Annotated in this window: 19 protein-coding genes, 3 riboswitches and 1 other annotated feature; of the genes, 4 read left to right on the forward strand and 15 right to left on the reverse strand. The window is 35.9% G+C overall.

Annotated features, from left to right (window positions below; genetic code table 11):
- Nucleotides 1-59: 59 nt before the first annotated feature.
- The 3 genes from ABH960_RS19110 to gltP all read right to left on the reverse strand — a co-directional run bounded on the left by ABH960_RS19110 (nt 60) and on the right by gltP (nt 3,558).
- On the reverse strand, nt 60-1,376 hold the full coding sequence (locus tag ABH960_RS19110; RefSeq protein WP_219301805.1) for a Na+/H+ antiporter NhaC family protein: 1,317 nt from the start codon (nt 1,374-1,376) through the stop codon (nt 60-62).
- 94 nt (nt 1,377-1,470) lie between these two features.
- Nucleotides 1,471-1,576: riboswitch (SAM riboswitch) on the reverse strand.
- A gap of 120 nt (nt 1,577-1,696) precedes the next feature.
- Complete coding sequence (locus ABH960_RS19115) at nt 1,697-2,215, reverse strand: ribonuclease FAU-1 family protein (protein WP_404447538.1); 519 nt, start codon at nt 2,213-2,215, stop codon at nt 1,697-1,699.
- A 68-nt stretch (nt 2,216-2,283) separates the two neighbouring features.
- On the reverse strand, nt 2,284-3,558 hold the full coding sequence (gene gltP / locus ABH960_RS19120; protein ID WP_002086711.1) for a glutamate/aspartate:proton symporter GltP: 1,275 nt from the start codon (nt 3,556-3,558) through the stop codon (nt 2,284-2,286).
- A gap of 495 nt (nt 3,559-4,053) precedes the next feature.
- Here gltP and ABH960_RS19125 point away from each other — a divergent pair, with 495 nt between their 5' ends.
- Nucleotides 4,054-5,328, forward strand: coding sequence for a murein hydrolase activator EnvC family protein (locus ABH960_RS19125; RefSeq protein ID WP_404447541.1), 1,275 nt, complete (start codon nt 4,054-4,056; stop codon nt 5,326-5,328).
- Between the two features lie 98 nt (nt 5,329-5,426).
- Nucleotides 5,427-5,588, forward strand: coding sequence for a hypothetical protein (locus ABH960_RS19130; RefSeq protein WP_002158647.1), 162 nt, complete (start codon nt 5,427-5,429; stop codon nt 5,586-5,588).
- A gap of 30 nt (nt 5,589-5,618) precedes the next feature.
- Here the strand turns inward: ABH960_RS19130 and ABH960_RS19135 are convergent, their stop codons facing one another.
- The 12 genes from ABH960_RS19135 to ABH960_RS19190 form a co-directional block, all read right to left on the reverse strand.
- A complete protein-coding gene (locus ABH960_RS19135) occupies nt 5,619-6,974 on the reverse strand; it encodes a sodium-dependent transporter (protein ID WP_002140989.1) in 1,356 nt (451 codons plus the stop codon).
- A 111-nt stretch (nt 6,975-7,085) separates the two neighbouring features.
- Nucleotides 7,086-7,332: a binding site (T-box leader), on the reverse strand.
- A 61-nt stretch (nt 7,333-7,393) separates the two neighbouring features.
- Nucleotides 7,394-8,011 (reverse strand): NAD(P)-binding protein, encoded by a 618-nt coding sequence (locus ABH960_RS19140; RefSeq protein WP_002166092.1) that lies wholly within the window; start codon nt 8,009-8,011, stop codon nt 7,394-7,396.
- On the reverse strand, nt 7,986-8,738 hold the full coding sequence (locus ABH960_RS19145) for a sirohydrochlorin chelatase (protein WP_002030685.1): 753 nt from the start codon (nt 8,736-8,738) through the stop codon (nt 7,986-7,988). The genes ABH960_RS19140 and ABH960_RS19145 overlap by 26 nt, the downstream gene beginning before the upstream one ends.
- 1 nt (nt 8,739) lies before the next feature.
- Nucleotides 8,740-9,516 carry a uroporphyrinogen-III C-methyltransferase gene (gene cobA / locus ABH960_RS19150; protein ID WP_002030683.1) on the reverse strand — a complete coding sequence of 259 codons (777 nt, stop codon included), beginning with the start codon at nt 9,514-9,516 and terminating at the stop codon, nt 8,740-8,742.
- An 84-nt stretch (nt 9,517-9,600) separates the two neighbouring features.
- Nucleotides 9,601-9,801: a DUF3906 family protein gene (locus tag ABH960_RS19155; protein ID WP_000366913.1), complete on the reverse strand. Its 201-nt coding sequence runs from the start codon at nt 9,799-9,801 to the stop codon at nt 9,601-9,603.
- A gap of 11 nt (nt 9,802-9,812) precedes the next feature.
- Nucleotides 9,813-11,435 carry a nitrite/sulfite reductase gene (locus tag ABH960_RS19160; RefSeq protein ID WP_404447548.1) on the reverse strand — a complete coding sequence of 541 codons (1,623 nt, stop codon included), beginning with the start codon at nt 11,433-11,435 and terminating at the stop codon, nt 9,813-9,815.
- 11 nt (nt 11,436-11,446) lie between these two features.
- The gene (gene cysC, locus ABH960_RS19165) at nt 11,447-12,040 is read right to left on the reverse strand and encodes an adenylyl-sulfate kinase (RefSeq protein WP_404447551.1); all 594 of its coding nucleotides are present in this window, start codon (nt 12,038-12,040) and stop codon (nt 11,447-11,449) included.
- 12 nt (nt 12,041-12,052) lie between these two features.
- Entirely contained in the window at nt 12,053-13,189 is a 1,137-nt protein-coding gene (gene sat, locus ABH960_RS19170; RefSeq protein WP_404447554.1) for a sulfate adenylyltransferase, read from the reverse strand.
- A gap of 39 nt (nt 13,190-13,228) precedes the next feature.
- Complete coding sequence (locus ABH960_RS19175; RefSeq protein ID WP_002011694.1) at nt 13,229-13,933, reverse strand: phosphoadenylyl-sulfate reductase; 705 nt, start codon at nt 13,931-13,933, stop codon at nt 13,229-13,231.
- 87 nt (nt 13,934-14,020) lie between these two features.
- The gene (locus ABH960_RS19180) at nt 14,021-14,164 is read right to left on the reverse strand and encodes a YezD family protein (RefSeq protein ID WP_000116159.1); all 144 of its coding nucleotides are present in this window, start codon (nt 14,162-14,164) and stop codon (nt 14,021-14,023) included.
- A 72-nt stretch (nt 14,165-14,236) separates the two neighbouring features.
- A riboswitch (SAM riboswitch) is annotated at nt 14,237-14,345 on the reverse strand.
- Nucleotides 14,346-14,462: 117 nt separating this feature from the next.
- Nucleotides 14,463-15,779, reverse strand: a complete 1,317-nt coding sequence (gene lysA / locus ABH960_RS19185) for a diaminopimelate decarboxylase (RefSeq protein WP_002126306.1) — start codon at nt 15,777-15,779, stop codon at nt 14,463-14,465.
- A 180-nt stretch (nt 15,780-15,959) separates the two neighbouring features.
- Nucleotides 15,960-16,141, reverse strand: a riboswitch (Lysine riboswitch).
- A gap of 89 nt (nt 16,142-16,230) precedes the next feature.
- The gene (locus ABH960_RS19190) at nt 16,231-16,626 is read right to left on the reverse strand and encodes a DUF3888 domain-containing protein (protein WP_016092994.1); all 396 of its coding nucleotides are present in this window, start codon (nt 16,624-16,626) and stop codon (nt 16,231-16,233) included.
- Between the two features lie 253 nt (nt 16,627-16,879).
- Here ABH960_RS19190 and ABH960_RS19195 point away from each other — a divergent pair, with 253 nt between their 5' ends.
- Nucleotides 16,880-18,766, forward strand: coding sequence for an LTA synthase family protein (locus ABH960_RS19195; RefSeq protein ID WP_002086724.1), 1,887 nt, complete (start codon nt 16,880-16,882; stop codon nt 18,764-18,766).
- Nucleotides 18,767-18,948: 182 nt separating this feature from the next.
- Nucleotides 18,949-19,650, forward strand: coding sequence for a CDP-diacylglycerol--serine O-phosphatidyltransferase (gene pssA / locus ABH960_RS19200; RefSeq protein WP_404447561.1), 702 nt, complete (start codon nt 18,949-18,951; stop codon nt 19,648-19,650).
- Nucleotides 19,651-19,675: the final 25 nt, after the last annotated feature.

The following is a 19,675-nucleotide window of genomic DNA, read 5'->3' on the forward strand; positions in this document are numbered from 1 at the left end:
AACGCTCAGAGAATGTTCTCCGAGCGTTTTCAACTGCTAATAATAAATGTCTCTTTATGTTATGCAGTTTTATGATACTCTTTTTTTTCCGCCACTTTAGAAAATCTCGGGAAACCAATTAATATAGAAATGATTCCACATACTCCAACTAAAATTGGATAAAATGCATATGGTAACAATTCGACCGGAGATAACGCAGCAAATCCTGCCGCTGTTAACATTTGAGCACCATATGGGATTAACCCCTGTACACAGCAAGAGAAAAGATCCAGTACACTCGCTGATTTACGGGGATCAATTTCATACTGATCCGCAATATTTTTCGCAAGCGGACCTGTAAAAATGATAGAGATTGTATTATTTGCTGTACACATATTCGTCATACTCACTAAGCCAGCAATACCAAACTCTGCTCCTTTTTTCGAACGAATATTACGTGTTAAAAGATTCATTAAATATTGAATGCCACCATTATATTGGATAAGTTCAACCATACCACCGATTAATATAGCAAGTAGTACTAGCTCCATCATACCGCCCATTCCAGTCGTTACACTTTTAAAGAAACTCTCTAACGTGTAACTTCCATCTATAAGGCCGATAGCACCTGATAATATTGTTCCACCAGTTAACACAATAAGTACATTCCAGCCAAGTAGTGCTGTAATAAGTACTCCTGCATACGGTAAAATCTTTATCCAGTCAAAACTATGGGCTTTAACTTGTGTATCACTTCCTAAAGTAATTATTACTAATAGTACAATTGTAATAATAGCGGCTGGTAATACAATTAAAAAGTTCGTTTTAAACTTATCTTTCATTTCTGTTCCTTGTGAACGAACAGCAGCAATTGTTGTATCTGAAATAAATGATAAATTATCACCAAACATCGCTCCGCCCACAACAGTAGCCATCGCAAGTGCTATTGAGATATCAGTTTGCCCACTAATCCCTACAGCAATTGGTGCTAGTGCTGCAATTGTTCCCATTGAAGTTCCCATCGCTAATGAAATAAATGCCCCTATAACAAAAATTCCAGCAACGATAAATCCTGGTGGCAAAATAGATAACGCTAAGTTAACAGTGGAATCAACTCCGCCCATTCCTTTTGCTGTTTCAGAAAACGCCCCTGCAAGTACAAAAATCAGAACCATGATCATAATATCAGGATTTCCTGCACCTTTAGCAAATCGTTCTACTTTCACATTAAAGCTTTCCTTACGATTCATCACTAAAGCAATTCCTACAGCAATTGAAATTGCTACGAGTATCGGCAATTTATAGAAATCACCTGTAATAATTCCAGAACCAATAAATAGCGCCAAAAATACTCCAAGTGGTAATAAAGCTAAACCATTTCCTCTCGTTTCTTTCAAAGTATCATCTCTCCCTAGTTTTCAACCTTTTCTAATGAATAACAAAAGACCTCTTCCGATGAGAAGAGGTCTTATACATCTATAAGAAACGCTCTTCTCATCTTTCAAGCACACGCTTGCTGGATTTGGCACAGCACTCTGAAATCGAGTCCGCTGCCGAGGCATCGTAGGGCCAGTCCCTCCGCCTCTCTTTATAAGAAGGTTTCATATTTATTTTTTAATAATAATTTCTTTCCTAACTTTACTCGCTTACAAAACAAAAGTCAATTATTTTTTGTATAGATTTTTTTGGTAATTATACAAAAATATGAATAAACCAATCATTTTAACTTTTCGATTTCTTTATCCAATATTGAAATCCAATAAAATTTTCTATTTTTTATCGTCGCGATAATCCATTTTGTTGTATTCCATGCTAACTCATATTCTTCTTTTGTAACATCACCAATTTTATAGGCATCCTCTAACTCGTCTTCATCCAGTACATAGATCTCACCGTTCGGTAACAATACTACATCTAAATATAAATCATCAAAATAAGGTAAACCACGCTCGTCTATTTTATATTCTTTCGTCACGTCGATATAATATTGTACTAATTGTTTTTGATTGTCTAACATAGCTGTAATTGCAAAGTTTTTCCCGTTTATAAAATATTGCATCCATGTATACCCATCACCTGCAATGCAAAGCTGTTTACCATTGTATTCTTTATGACTAGGTTCTCTCACTTTTTTTATGTCCAGCATTCCTAACATTCCATCCTCTACTTGCTTAACCATATAATCCTTCTCTATTAGTCGCTTCCACGAAGAACCGTCACCATATTTACGTTTCATTACGTCCGCTCCTCTTCTATATATAGAAAAGCCCCCACATATTATGTGAGAGCTTGTTCATATTATAATTAAGCTGCTTGACCCTTTTCAGATATCTCTTTTAAATAGGCTTGTCCTTTTTCAGCGTCATATTGACCTTCCCACTTAGACATAACTACAGCCGCTAAAGAGTTACCTACAACGTTAACTGCTGTACGAGCCATATCAAGAATACGGTCAATACCTGCAATAAACGCTAAACCTTCAGCTGGAATACCTACTGTACCAAGTGTTGCTAATAATACAACGAATGATACGCCCGGTACACCCGCGATACCTTTTGATGTAACCATTAATACAAGTAATAACGTAATTTGTTGTGTAATGGATAATTCAATACCGTACATTTGAGCTAAGAAAATTGCCGCAATTGCTTGATATAAAGTTGATCCATCTAAGTTAAATGAATAACCTGTTGGAATAACGAAAGATGTAATTGCTTTCGGACAACCGAACTTTTCCATTTTCTCCATAATTTTCGGTAAAACCGTTTCCGAACTTGCTGTAGAATACGCTAAGATCAGCTCGTCTTTTAAAATCTTAAAGAATTGGAAAATGTTTATTCCAAAGATTTTCGCTGTAAGTCCTAATACAACTACAACGAAGAAGATCATTGCCCCATATACTACAATGAGTAATTTCCCTAATGGAATTAATGAAGCTAATCCGAATGTAGAAACTGTAACACCAATTAATGCGAATACACCAAATGGTGCAAACTTCATAACTTGGTTCGTTACATAAAACATTGCATCTGCTACACCTTGGAAAAATTGTAGAACTGGTTTGCCACGCTCACCAACTGCTGCTACACCTAAACCAAATAATACTGAGAAGAAGATAATAGCAAGCATATCACCTTCAGCTAATGATTTCATAATGTTCGTCGGAACAATATTTACAAACGTATCTGCGAACGAATGACTTTGTACTTGCTCTGTCGTATGTGTATATTTAGAAATATCTGTTTTTGTTAACTTATCCATATCAACGCCTTTTCCAGGTTGGAAAATGTTTGCTATTAATAGACCGACAGCAATTGCAATCGTTGTAATAATTTCAAAGTAAATAATTGTTTTTCCGCCTAGTCGACCTAACTTTTTAACATCGCCAACACCAGCAACCCCAACAACAATACTCGCTACAACAATCGGTACAACAATCATCTTAATTAATCGGATGAAAATATCACCAATTGGTTGTAAGTACTTCACCACTTCCGGATTGCCAAAGAAAATCGCCCCAACTGCAATACCAAGCGCAAGTCCTATTAAAATTTGCCATGCAAGTCCTATTCTTTTCATACTTGTGGTAACCCCCTCTTCGATGTGTCACTCTATCTCTCATTCTATCTCTATAAAACTTGAAATTAAGAGTATTACATATTATTCGACAATTCACTACATTTTGTCCCTGTTGAAAATCATAAATCAAAATTTAAAATCTGACAACAAAATAAGTTTGCCCGAATGCAAATAATTTTCTTGACAAAAATAAAACCCATGTAAGAAAACCTAACATGAGAACGATCCCTCACTAGTGATTTAAAGGTTTTTAAAGTAATGTTTCACCATCGAAAACTCCATCATTTTCCATGTTTTTTTTTAGAACAAAATAGAAAATGGTGCATTTTTGTATGCATGCAAAAATTTCACTTTATGACAAACACTACGAAAAGATACTAAATTCCGACAAAACTTAGCAAATTTATAAAGTTTTCTTTACATTATGATTACAACGATAGACACCCTTCTTCTTCTTATGATATATACATTCATAGGGAAAGGAGCAAGACAACAATGAAAAAGAAATTTGCAGCATTTAGTGTTTTAGCAGCTGGAACGATTTTCGTTTCCCCGTTACTTTCACCCGTATACGCTGAAACGAATGAAAATAAATTATCTAATATTCAATCCGAATTAGAAGGCAAACAAAATGACTTACAAAATAAATCAGCTGAGAAAGAACAAATAGAAAAAGAAATCCAGGAATTACAAAAAAAAATCGACGAATTAACTACTTCTATTAATAAAAACGAAGCTGAATTAAACGATACAAAAAAAGAAATTAGCAAAACGCAGCAAGCAATTGCTGAAAAAAAGAAACATATAGAGCAATTACAAACAAACATAGATACACGTCAAGAGGTTATTAAACAACGACTACAATCTATGCAAGAGAAGCCTCGTACGAGTATCATTACAGAAGTATTAACAAGTTCTGCAAATATCGCTGATCTTGTTGATAATATGTATTCTGTAAGTTTAATTTTAAATAACGATACCGATATTGTGAAAAAGCAAACAGATGATCAATATGCTGTAACGACAGAAAAAGAGGCTGTTGAGAAAAAAGAGCAACAACTGAAAGAATCTGAACAAAAATTAGAGCAAAAACAACAAGAGTTACAAAATAACCAACAACAGCAACAAACTCTTATTAAAGATCTACATACGAAAGTATCAAAAGTAGATTCCGAGATTGAAGGATTAGAAGAGTCACAAGGTATTTTAGAAAACCAGCGTCAAGCTGTTCAAAAAGCAATTGAAGAAGAAAAACGTGCGGAAGAAGCTCGGAAAGCGGAAGAGGCACGCAAGGCTGAGGAAGCAAAAAAACAAGCCGCCGCTTCTGCTAAAGAAAGCACACAATCCGCACCAACACCGCAAGATACGAACAAAGGTGGATTTATTAAACCAGCGGCTGGATCAAAAACTTCTGGATTCGGCACACGTTCTTTAGATAACCATAAAGGAATCGATATCGCAGCTCCGGGAACAGTTCCAATTATTGCCGCTGCAGATGGCGTTGTTATCCGTTCAGAATTATCCTCTAGTTACGGAAACGTTGTTTACTTATCTCACCGTGTTAATGGAAAAACATATACGACAGTGTATGCACATATGAATAGCCGCTCTGTATCAAATGGACAAACTGTAAAACAAGGCGATCAACTTGGCTTTATGGGAAATACCGGTCAATCTTACGGACAACATTTACACTTCGAACTTCATATCGGGGAATGGAATGTTGGTAAGACAAACGCAGTTGATCCGTCTCCTTATATCGGATTATAAAAAACTCGGTGCATACCGAGTTTTTTTTACTACTTCACACTTTTTAGGCGTTTTACATAAACTACAACTAAATGCCTATATTTTGCGGGGTGATAAATATGAATACACAATTACAAGAAGAAATAGAAGAAGCTAGAGAAACATACATTGGCCGGCTATTTACATTCGGCGGCTCAGCTTTATTTTTAATTGGATCATTTATCGCAGTTGTCACAGCTTATAAAGCATATAATCGCTTATTAAATACTTCTACAACATAATAAAAAGACGGAGATTTCTCCGTCTTTTTATTATGCAAACATTTTAAATACACCTATCGCATTTAAAAATACGATAATTACAGTTACCGGAATAACATAACGAAGCAAGAAGAACCAAATATTAAACAATGTTTTCCCTTTCGTTTCCGTAACTTCTAATTCTTTCATTAATAGCTCTTTACTCATTTTATTTGGTACAAATAACGAAATGGCTAGTACTCCGAGTGGCAGTAATACATTACTTACCGAAAAATCGACGAAATCAAAGAATGTCTTACCAAATATTTTCACATCACTCATAATTCCAAACGATAACGCTGATGGGATTCCAACTGCAAAAATAAGAATACCAATTAATAACGAAGCTGACGGACGCTTCTTCTCATTATCTTTCGCAACAGATGCTACTACAATTTCAAGCATTGAAATCGCAGATGTTAAAGTCGCAAAGAAGAATAAAACTAAAAACATAATGAAGAAAAATTGTCCAAATGGAATTTTTGCAAAGACAGCAGGAAGAACGATAAACAGTAGCCCTGGTCCTTCTGTCGGTTTAACTCCTAATGCGAAAATCGCTGGGAAAATCGCTAACCCTGCAAGTACTGTAATAAATACAGTTAAACTTACAATAGATGTTGCTGATTTAGCTAAATGCTCTTCTTTCTTTAAATACGAACTATACGTTACCATTACCGAGGCACCTACCGTTAGTGAGAAGAAAGATTGTCCCATCGCATATAAAATCGTATCTGCTGTAAGCTTTGAAAAATCTGGTTTTAAGAAGAACTCTACCCCAGCCATAGCACCATCAAGTGTTAACGCACGAATAATGATAGCAATAAATAAAATGAATAATAACGGCATCATGTACTTACTTGCTTTTTCTATGCCTTTTTCCACACCTTTACTAACAACAAAAATCGTACAAAGCATAAAGATGAATTGCGCCCCAATCGCACTTACTGGATTTGAAATTGTTTCAGCAAACAATTGTCCATAATCGACTACTCCGTTCCAGAAACTACCTGTGACACTATAGTATAAATAAAGTAAAATCCATCCACCTACAACACTATAAAAAGATAGTACGCTAAAACAAGTAACAACCCCCATACGACCAATCCAAGGATATAACTTGCTATTCGGTACTAATACTTTATAAGCTGTAACGGCCTCTTTTTGAGTACTACGGCCAATAACAAATTCAGCTAAAAGAAGAGGCATCCCAATAAATAAAGTTAATAGTAAGAATACAAGGAAGAATGCGCCTCCCCCACCATTACCTGCAACATATGGAAACTTCCATATTGCACCAAGACCTACTGCGGCTCCGGCTGCTGCGAGTACAAAGCCAATTTTCGACGTCCATTGCTGTGTTTCTTTCATCATAAATTCTCCTTTTCTGAATATTATAACTTTTATCAATTATACACTTTCATTTCATACTCGCACACCTCCTTTAGAAAATAAAAAAGTCCCCTACACGCAAATATGCATGTAGAGGACGATATATGTAATAGAATACCGTGGTACCACCTCAATTGGATCAATAAATCCCACTTGTTCAGGTACAGGAAAATTCCGATACCCTATCCTTTTAACGGCGGAACCCGGGTTGCCTACTGCAATGTTCAGCATACCTCTCGCAAGCCCATTCTGTATATTTTATCGTACCGGGCTCACACCTTATCCCAGCTCTCTGAACGCATCAAATATACGTACTCTTCTTGCTCATCGATTTCATCTTTTGAAGTTACTTGTGATTATAAATTATATTTTTATATTTGTAAAGCACAATTCATTCACTATCCTATATAAATTCCCCTCTCTAATTCTTGTAAAAAAAGCTCTCTTTTTTGTTCACTTTGAACATATATCGACTTTAATACTTCTTGTAACAATATATTTTTTTGCCTTTTCTCTACTTGTAATTCTTTCACTTTTAGTCTAACTTCATATAAAAAATCAAGATACGATTCATACTTCTCATCATATTTATTTGCGATATCATCACGAATTTTTTTTGCAAGTTTCGGACTTGCCCCTCCAGTAGAAACAGCTACATTAAGCAATCCACGATGAATTGCCGCCGGAAAATGAACATTTCCACTTTCCGGATTCGTAATAACATTTACCAATTGATTCACTGCGGCATCTTCAGCAATTTGTTCATTTAGTACCGAATCACTAGTCGCTGCAACTACTAAAAAAGCATCTTTAATATCACTTTTCTCATACTCTCTTTGATACCAACGAATTTGCTTTTCTTCTACAAGTTTCACTAAATTTGCATCTAATTCTGTACTTACTACAACAATATCCGCACCTTGTTTTAGTAAAGGAATAATTTTAAACCCCGCTACTTTCCCTCCACCAATGACAACAACACGTTTCTTATCAACTCGCACTGTAAGTGGATACATATTGATCTCCCTTCAATATTTCCTCTGTTTTCTGAATTAACATCTCTCGAAACGCTACATTCTTTCCTAAATAGGGACTTATTTTTATCTCTTCCGACTCATATTGACGCACTTCTTTCTCAACATGTTTCATGAGTAAGCCTGTAAATAATAAGTAAGGTAACACAACAATGTTCCGTTCTTTTTGTTCTACAATTTCTTTCAACCTCTCATCAAACTTCGGCTCCGCGGCTGCTAAATAACAAACTTCCACTTCTTTAATGTTCTCTTCTTTTTGAAATAAAGAAGAAATCCACTTTATGTCTTGTAAAGTTTCCGGATCACTACTCCCTCTTGCAACGAGCAAAAGTGTTACTTCTTCTTTATAGTCTTTAATACCACTTCCGTTGTATACCGCTTTTACAAGCACTTCTGATACACCAAATGGATTACCATACACTATTTTGATATCCGGATATTCCTCGTTTAACTTTCGTAATTCAAACGGAATATCTTTCTTTACATGTCCTGCCGCTAATAAAAAAACAGGAATAGCGACAATCTCTGTAGCACCACGCTTCACACATGTACGAAATCCTTCTTCAATAGAAGGATTCGCTAGCTCTAAAAAACAAATTTCTTGAATATTTGCCTCTACACGGTTCATACATGACGTAATAAATGCAACCGCTTCTTCTTTTGCTGCTTTCAAACGGCTTCCATGACATATATATATAACAGCCTTCATTTTACAATACTCCGCTTACTTGATATGCATTTTCCGTTTGTTTCTCAAACCAATGTATCTTTTCTCTAAAACGGACAACTTCTCCAATAACAATCATACTTGGATTTTGAATTCGTTCTTTTTTGGCAACATCTACAATTGTTCCTAACGTCGCTGTAACAGTACGTTGCATAGATGTCGTTCCCCACTCAATGATAGCGGCAGGTGTACTTTGATCTTTTCCATGTTTTATTAGTTGTTCACATATGTAAGGTAAATTACTAACCCCCATATAGACCGCTAATGTATCTACACCTTTCGCTAAACTTTCCCACTTCACTTCCTCTTCAGCCCCTTCTTTCCGGTGCCCTGTCACAACAGCAAAACTTGCACTTGCATCGCGATGCGTTACTGGAATTCCAGCATAAGCAGGAGCAGCTATACCAGCTGAAATACCAGGAATAATTTCAAATGGGATACTTTGCTTCGCTAACGCTTCAGCTTCTTCTCCACCTCTTCCAAATACAAATGGATCTCCGCCCTTAAGTCTCGTTACAACTTTTCCTTTTTTCGCATATTTAATAAGAAATGTGTTAATTGTCTCTTGCTTCATCGTGTGATAATTTGGGAGTTTCCCGCAATAAATTAAATCCGCTTCAGGCTTTGCATGAGAAAGCAATTCTTTATTTACGAGACGGTCGTACAATATAACATCAGCCTTCTCGATGCATCTCAACCCTTTAACAGTAATTAAATCCGGATCACCAGGACCCGCCCCGACGATATAAACCTTCCCCATAATCTCTCCTCATTTCTACTATAAAATGAAACTTCCACTTTTAATCACGAATGGAAGTTACTATTATTTCGTATTACATGTTCTCTACTCATGAATAACAAATGCCGCCCCTTTTCGAATCTTCTTTTTTTCAAACAAAGAAATCTCTTTCACTTCTGGTAACGGTAAAAAATGTTTTTCAAGCTCAATTTCCGCAAGCTTAAATGCCTGTTCTTCACTCTGAGCAACGACAACAATTGGAACAATACTATTTACTAATACAGCTTCAAATCGATATAAGTCCATATTGCCCCCTCCTAAGATGCTATTACTTCTTCTAATACACGATTTAGTACAATTTGTAATTCTTCTACTCCAACACGTCCTACGAAATCATAAAACGTTTCGGCTAGTAATTTATTCTTTTGGAAATAACTTAAAAAGGACACGAGAACATCCGGCAAATCTTCTCCATCTATTTTCCCTTTTAACTTTTCGTTATATGCTCCTCCGTCTAATAGTGTTCCGCCCACATATATTTCAAACGCCTCAACGATTCCCTTTTCCTTCGTTTTCAGTTTTATCCCTTGCAAACCAATATCAGCAATTTGACGTTGACCACATGAGTTCGGGCATCCTACCATATGAATTCGAACTGGAACATCGAGTGCAATTTGTGTATCTAAGTACTCTGCGATTTTGCGTAATCTTTCTTTCGTTTCTACTAACGCAAGATTGCAATACTCAATGCCAGTACATGAAACCGCATGACCGATAAACGATTTCGGATTTGCTGAAATTGCTTCAAACAACGGTTCACTTAATAATCCTGCAACATTTTCTGGCGGAACATTCGGAATAATGAAGTTTTGAGAGTTACAAGTTCGAATTTGCCCGTTTCCATATTTCTTTGCAATTCTTGCAATCTCAAACATTTCCTCTGCGTGTAAACGCCCTACTGGTACATTAAAGCCGACATACTTTAATCCTGCTTGTTTTTGACCTTGAACGCCATAAAAGTATCCTGCATTCCAGCCTTTGAGAGCACTTTCCCCTTTACTTTGCAATGGGCCTGTGTATTCTACTAGTTTCTCTTTAAATTTCTCAGCGCCCCAGTCAGCGACAAGAAATTTCAAACGTGCTAAGTGGCGTTTTTCACGATATCCAAAATCACGGAATATAGTAGCAATTGCAATCGACACTGCCTTCACTTCTTCTGGTAAAACGAATACATCTAATTCTTCCGCTAAGTACGGACGAGCTGATAATCCTCCGCCTATTTTTATATGAAACCCAACCTTTTCCTCACCATTTATTTCTTTCGTAGAAGGTGTAAACGCCACACAGTTAATCTCTGCATTTGCTGAATTATAAATGTTAGAACTAATAGACATTTTGAATTTACGTGGTAGATTAGAAAACTCTTCATTATGTTGGAAGTAATCGTATATTTCTTTAACAATCGATGTTGTATCAAATAGTTCATTCGCATCAATTCCAGCAAGTGGATTTCCTGTAATATTACGCGTAATATCACCGCATGCCCCTGCTGAAGATAAACCAACTCTAGCTAACCTCTTAAAAATATCCGGAATTTGCCCAATTTCTAACCAATGAAACTGAATCGCCTGTCTTGTCGTAATATCTAACACATCACGCCCATAATCTTCAGCAATGGAAGCCAGCACCTCTGCCTGCGCATTTGTAATAATTCCAGAAGGAATGTTGACACGCATCATAAAATAGCCCGCTTCTTTCGGTCTTTGCAAATACAATCCCGCCCATTTAAAAGCGTCCCACTCTTCTTTCGGAATAGATTCAAATCCATTCTCCGCATAGTAAGGAATATCATTAAAGATTTCTAATCCGTCTTTCTCTAATTTCTTTTTCTCTGTTTGATTTAATTTTTCATTATTAGCCCACACTTTTTCATAACTCATCTTTTATCCCCCTATATGAAACTACGCTCTTGTAAGTACTTCACAATTTGCTCTGCACATTCTTCAATAGAATACTTGTGCGTTTCTACAATTAATTCTGCTTGTTTTGGTTCCTCATACGGTGAATCGATACCTGTAAACTCTTTAATATCACCTTTTCTCGCCTTTTTATAAAGTCCTTTCGGATCACGTTTCTCACACTCTTCAATTGGACATTTTACAAACACTTCTATAAACTCATCTGCAGCTAATAGTTCCCTAACTTGTTTTCGGTCTACTCGAAATGGTGAAATAAACGCTGTAAGGACAACAGTTCCTTGATCTACAAATAACTTCGCCACTTCACCAATACGTCTTATATTTTCCATGCGATCACTTTCAGAAAAACCTAAATCCTTATTTAAACCTTGGCGAATATTATCCCCATCTAGCACATAATTTCCGATATTCTTTTCAAACAGTTTGCGAGCAACCGCATTCGCTACTGTAGATTTACCCGAAGCTGATAAACCAGTAAACCAAACTACAAAACTGTGATGCCCATTCTTCACTCTTCTCTCATCTTTTGAAATAGAAGCTGTATGCCAAGTAATATTCGTATCCATCTCGTTCTCTCCCTATTCTGTTACTACTTCTTTTTTCAAACCTTTAATTAGCACTTCCACTACTTCTTTACGACTAAATGTACTTGGCGGAATCTCACCATTCCTTAACATTTCTCGTACTTTCGTACCCGATAAGATGACACGGTCTTCTTTTCCATGCGGACATGTTTTCGTTGAAGCCATTGCTTCACATTTCGTGCAGTAAAAACTATGTTCAAAAAATAACGGCGTAATCCCTAACTCTTCTACTGTAAAATTCGTAAAGATTTCCTGCGCTTCATATGTTCCGTAATAGTCCCCTACCCCAGCATGATCACGCCCTACAATAAAGTGGGTACAACCAAAGTTCTTTCTTACTAGTGCATGAAATATCGCTTCCCTTGGTCCTGCGTAACGCATTGCTGCAGGAAATACACCTAAAAAGACACGATCTTTCGGATAATAGTTTTGAAGTAATACTTCATAGCTTTCCATCCTTACATCAGCAGGAATATCATCTGACTTCGTTTCCCCAACGAGCGGATTTAAAAAGAGACCATCTACAATTTCAAGGGCAGATTTTTGAATATACTCATGGGCACGATGTACTGGGTTTCTCGTTTGAAATCCAACTACTGTTTTCCAACCGCGTTTTTTAAATTCTTCTCTCGTTTCAATTGGATCTAAATGATAAGAAGGAAACGGATTATTTCCAAAGCGTTTTGTAAGAATAATAGCTCCTCCAATGTAAACGTTTGGTCGTTCATATAATTTTTTCACCCCTGGATGTGCTTCATCCGTCGTTTTATATACAAGTAACGCTTCTTTTTCTTTATCTGGTACAAAAATATCTTCTATTTGAATAACACCATATACATTTCCGGCGTTGACAAGTTTTACTTCCTCTCCAGCCTGCAGTTTCTCGGCTACTTCTTCTGTTACCGGTAGTGTAATCGGTATACTCCATACGCTACCATTTGCTAAACGAAGCGTTTCTACTACTGAATCATAATCTCTCTTCCCTAAAAATCCTGTAAGAGGGCTATATCCTCCTGTCGCCAAAAGTTCTAAATCACTAAGTGCAATTTTGTCTATCTCGATTTCCTTTACAATGTTCGATATTTCATATGTTTCATCAATGCGGTTTACTAATTCATTTGTTGTACTCATCTTCTTATATCCCTTCTTAGCTTTATTTCAAAATCTATCTCATTGAAAGTGAAGGCCACATTCCGTCTTCATTTTCCCAGCCCATCTTCCATCTCTTGAGTTGCCACCATCACCTACAGGTAATGTACATTTCTCACACCCAATACTCGGATAGCCAACATCATGCAATGGGTTATACGGCAAACTATGTTTATATACATATCGCCAAACTTCTTTCCAAGTCCAATGAATGAGCGGACAAACTTTAATAGATTGAAAACGACGATCTTGATTTATAAACTGTGTATGCTTACGCGTTTCTGATTGTTCCCTTCTTAAGCCTGATATCCACGCTTTTTCCGCTGCTAATGATTTTTCTAACGGTAAAATTTTTCTAATACTACAGCAAAGATTCGGATTACTTTCCCATAACTTCTCTCCATGAAGCTTCGCTTGTTCATCGAGTGTAAGTTCTGGCTGTTTTTCTATAATATTTAATGAAGGAAATCTCTCGCGTACCTTCTTAATTAATTCGTACGTTTCTTGAAAATGAACATTTGTATCCAAAAATACAACTTTAGCAGATGGATTTACTTGGTTTATAAGATGCAATAAAACCATTCCCTCCACCCCAAAGCTACATGCATATACAATTTCATCTTTATATTCGTTATAAGCCCAACTTAATACTGATAGCGCGCCTTTCGTTTCATCTTCTTCAGAAAATGAAACACTATTTTCTTTCCACGTTTCGTACGTCAACATGTTTTTTCCCCCTGTAAAAGCAAAAAGACGGCTTTAACCTATTAAAAATAGATTAAAACCGCCTCTAGTTTTTCTAGTCAGCGCTTTTTACTTTAAACGAACCTTTTCACTTTTTTCTAATTGAATCACTTTTCCATCTTGCACAACAATTGTAATGGAACCATATTTCATATCAGCAAGCATCGCTTGAATTTTCTCAGATACTTCATCAAAATGCTCCCGTACGCTCACGCAAACAGCCCCCCTTTTTATTCATAAAAAAAATCTTTCCCATTTCGAAAAGACTGTTCGGTAATATATTTTACCTTATCTTTCAAAATGGATTCCATTTTGCTGGATTTAGCACCTTGCTTTCTATAAGCAGGTTGCCGAGCTTCGTAGGGCCAGTTCCCTCAGCTTCTCTTGATAAGCTTTGTATTTGTATTTTATCACAATTCTGATTTTTTTCAATCCTAGTTTTCCGATATATTTAATTATTTTTCTTTTTTTAAAAGGAGTTGCCTTTACTAGACAACTCCTTCTTTCTCATTCACACCAGCTCTTTAATACGTATGCGATCGTTCCCAATGATATTTTCATATGTTTCACGTTCTACGACAATTTGTGACGTCCCGCCTTTTGCAAAGACGACAGCTGGTCTACGAATACGATTATAATTATTCGCCATCGAGTACCCATATGCCCCCGTACAAGAAATTGCTAGTAAATCAGAAGAAGCAACTTGCGGTAAGTTAATATCCCAAATCAGCATATCTCCACTTTCACAGCATTTCCCAGCAATCGAAACGAGTTCCTCATTCTCATCATTCCCTCGATTCGCCAACATCGCCTCATAACGGGCTCCGTATAGAGCTGGTCTTAAATTATCTGTCATTCCACCATCGACTGAAACATATTTCCGAATGCCAGGAATCTCTTTCACCGCTCCGACTGTATAAAGTGTTGTTCCCGCATCACCTACAATACTACGACCTGGTTCAATCCATATTTCTGGAAGCGGATATTCACATAATGTAAATTGTTCTCTTATCGTACTTGTTACAGCGTGCACATACGTTTCAAGTGTTAACGGTGTATCTGAATCCGTATAACGTATACCGAAACCTCCGCCCACATTTAATACTTTCATCACATAATGTGTTCGCTCTCTCACTTCTTCTAAAAATTGGCGGAGTACTTCAATTGCTCGAACAAATCCAGCCGTTTCAAATATTTGTGATCCGATGTGCGAGTGAATTCCTAGCACATTATAATTTGATTTTTGCAAGGCAAGCTCAATTGCTTGCATCGCTTGACCATTTGAAACACCAAATCCAAATTTCGAATCCTCTTGACCTGTTGTTATATATTCGTGTGTATGTGCCTCTACTCCAGGCGTTACACGGATTAATATGTTCACAAATTTCCCATGTTGCATTGCTAAATCGTGCAAGATTTCTAATTCTAAGAAATTATCTACTACAAAACAACCGATATTCGCCTGAAGAGCCATAATCATTTCTTCTTCTGTTTTATTATTTCCGTGAAAATGAATACGCGATGCCGGAAAACCAGCTTGGAGCGCAGTATATAATTCTCCTCCAGAAACAACATCTAAAGACATATTCTCTTCACGAGCTACTCGGCACATCTCCATGCACAAGAACGCCTTGCTTGCATATGCTACTTGATAAGAGAAACCACTTTCTTTAAAAGCACGATGAAACGCGCGGCACTTTCCTCGAATAGACTCTTCATCGTATACATAAAGTGGTGTTCCGTATTGTTTTGCTAGCTGCGTCGTATCGCACCCACCAATTTCTAAGTGTCCTTGCCCATTGATTCGGCTTGTGCCGTGTAAATACATTTAAATTCCTCCCTTATTTCCTCTAAAACTCATAACCCCAATCTTCTATTCATTGCAGCACGCTTTTAGATAGACAAAAAACGCGCGGAACAATGTTCACACGCGTTTCTTATTAGGAAAAATATATATTGAAAAAATAAACGAGTTGTTATCTTCTCAAAATAAGAAACCGCATCAACATCTCCAAATAGCTCTTCATAAAATAAATTTTATGACAGTACTACATTTATTCAATGCAGTCCCAATATATGAATAAGATGGTTATTCTTATATTTCGGCAATAGTCCCTTTCAACCTATGATCACAGATTCCACTAAATCTCCCATAGCTTACTCTTTCCTATCGCGGCCTCTACCTTTGAGAGTAGATGAGGTAAGTCTATTTAATTTTCAAACATCTAATTGTTGCTATTAACAATACCAAAGGACCATTTTATTTGTCAAACAATTTTTTATATTGTTTTTTTACAGTTTAATTTTGTATCATTTGGTAAGCGCTTTACTGAAACCTTTGTCACTTCCCATTCGCCCTCTTCGTTATTAAATGTAATCGTTACCTTCTCAAATGGTGGAACAATTTTCCCACCAACCTGTTCATACTTCGTTACTTCAATACTCGCTTGAAATAAATATGTACCACTATACACTTTTTTTAAACTAATAATTTTAGGACATTGATAAGGCTTCAAGCTCCCATATTGTTTTTCAATTGCCTTATTTATTTTTGGAAATAAAACAGAATAAAGGGCATCTTCCATAAGGGGTGCATCATATTGTGCTACCGACACACTCGGTGAAGCAAAAAGTATAACACTACTGCATACTATAAAATATAATAATTTTCGCATTATAACCTCCGTTTTATTACTCGATTCTTTTTGCGCACGATAATTATCATACATAGAAACTCCGTTTTATTGTCTCCCACTGCCCTTTTTCTACTCAATTATTATAAAAAAGCCCACAACTCTCTTTTATTTTCGTATAATGATACTCATAGTATAATAAACATAATAACAAAGGACTGTTCGTATATATAAAATGAGGCGCTAATCAAACCGGCTCACAAGAACCGTCATGCTTTTAGGAGAGGAGTATATTATGCTACAAAATCTGTTTCCAAAACTGCGATTTGCACTAGTTGCAGTCGTTTTATTATGGATAAAAACATATATTGTGTACAAGCTAGCATTTGATATTAGAATTGATAACTTCTTTGAAGAGTTTATGCTTTTTATTAACCCACTAGCTTCGTTGCTTTTATTTTTTGGTTTCGCTTTACTTGCATCTAAGTACCGAAACCGAATTATTATTGTAATTAGTTTTATACTGTCATTTATTTTATTTGGAAATGCAATGTTTTACGGGTTCTATAACGATTTTGTTACTTTCCCTGTTTTATTCCAAACAAATAATATGGCTGACTTAGGGACGAGTATAAAAGAACTCTTTACGTATAAAACATTACTTTTATTTGCAGACGCAATTATTTTAATGTTTATTTCGCGTAAATTCCCATCATTTGGTGATAAAACACCCCTTTCTCGCTCTGAGAAGCGAACTTTCTTTAGCGGTGTAACAGTATTATTAGCACTACAAATTGTTGTTTCAGTTATATATAAACCACAAATGTTCTCACGCTCATTTGATCGTCAAACTGTCGTGAAAAATTTAGGGTTATACACATATCATCTATTTGATATTACACTTCAATCTAAGTCTTCAGCTGAGCGTGTATTTGCAAGTGGAGACGGGTTCTCTGAAATTAAAAACTATACAGACTCAAAAGATAAACAAGTTGATAAAAACTTATTTGGAGCTGCAAAGGGTAAAAATGTAATTTTAATTTCAATGGAATCTACACAAAGTTTTGTTATTAATAAAAAAATAAATGGAAAAGAGATTACTCCATTTTTAAATGAGTTTATTAAAGATAGTTTTTATTTCGATAACTTCTATCATCAAACGGGACAAGGTAAAACTTCTGATGCTGAATTTATCGTTGAAAATTCCCTTTATCCGTTAGACCGTGGTTCTGTATTCTTTACTCATGCAACAAATGAATACACTGCCACACCAGAACAATTAAAGAAATACGGATATTCTTCTGCTGTCTTCCATTCAAACGATAAAACGTTTTGGAATCGTGACGTAATGTATCCTGCGCTTGGATATGATCGTTACTTTAATTTAAATGATTACGTAGGAACGGAACAAATGTCTGTCGGTTGGGGATTAAAAGATAAAGAGTTCTTTGAGCAATCTATTCCAAAGTTAAAATCTTTACCACAACCGTTCTATACAAAATTTATTACGTTAACAAACCATTTTCCATTTCTTCTAAATCCAGAAGATCAATATGTTGATGAATTTAATTCCGAAAGTGGTGTTTTAAATCGCTACTTCCCAACCGTTCGTTACACGGATGAAGCTCTTAAATTATTTATTAAACAATTGAAAGACGAAGGACTATATGATAATTCCGTTATTGTCATTTATGGTGATCATTACGGCATTTCTGAAAACCATAATGCAGCTATGGCTCAGTTCCTTGGGAAAGACGCTATTACACCGTTTGATTCTATGCAATTACAACGCGTCCCTCTCATTATTCATGTGCCTGGCCAAGAAGGAAAAGTCATCTCTAAAGTATCTGGTCAAATTGATATTAAACCAACGTTACTTCATTTACTTGGTATTAAAACAAATCAATCCGTAGAATTTGGAACAGACTTATTTACGAAAGAAAAAGACCCTCTTATGGTAATGCGAGACGGCAGTTTTGTTTCGGAAGATTATGTTTATACAAAAAATATGTGCTATAAAAGAAGCACAGGTGAAGAAGCTGATTTAACACTATGTCAGCCTTATATTGAAAAAGCAAAAACAGAATTAAAATTATCCGACAAACTCATTTATGGAGATTTATTACGATTTGATCCTAACAATCGATATAAAACCGGAACGATGACAACGAAATTTGAATAGTGTAGGAAGCAACTTTACAAAAGTTGCTTCCTTTTTTTACTTTTTTTTCAAATTTATCTTCTATACAATCTTTCACAAATTGGGAATTTTTTTCGTATGAGAAAGAAATTTATGGTATGATAAAATAAGTAAACTTTCATACACTAATTAAGAATTTATAACAGAAAGCAAGGGATCAGATTTTGTATAGAGCAGCTATTCCAAACTTATTTACGCTCGGGAATTTATATAGCGGATTTTTGTCAATCGGCTATGCATCTTTAGGATATTATAAATCAGCTGCTATTTTAGTACTGATCGGGATGATGTTAGATAGTCTTGATGGTCGTGTCGCTCGTTTATTACGCGTTGATTCACAAATGGGAAAAGAGCTTGATTCACTCGCGGATGTTGTAACATTTGGCGCAGCACCTGCTGTGTTAATGTATTACACATCTTTCTCCAACTATGGCATCATTGGACTATACATAGCGGGATTATTCCCACTGTTCGGAGCATATCGCTTAGCACGATTTAATGTAACGCCATCATCTACTTCTATGAAGTATTTCACTGGAGTTCCGATTACTGCAGCAGGAGGGCTTGTTGCTTTCTTAACATTATTTTCACATACCATTCCAAAAATCGTTCTCATTACCGTATTCGTAACGTTCGCATTTTTAATGGTGAGCCGTGTTCGTATCCCAAGTTTAAAAGATGTACCAATTCCACGATATAGCATAATTATTACACTATTTTTAGTTGGAATTATTATCACAATGTACCAAACAAGTTTTGGCAACATTTCTGTTTTCTTATTCATTGCCATTCCACTATACATTTTGTATATGTTATCTCAATTTATTAGACAAAGACCTTCTAAAAAAGCGAGTAAAGAAAAATAAAAAAACCTTCCGTATTTCGGAAGGT

Source organism: Bacillus sp. RC252, assembly GCF_044909215.1.
Lineage (GTDB): Bacteria > Bacillota > Bacilli > Bacillales > Bacillaceae_G > Bacillus_A > Bacillus_A mycoides.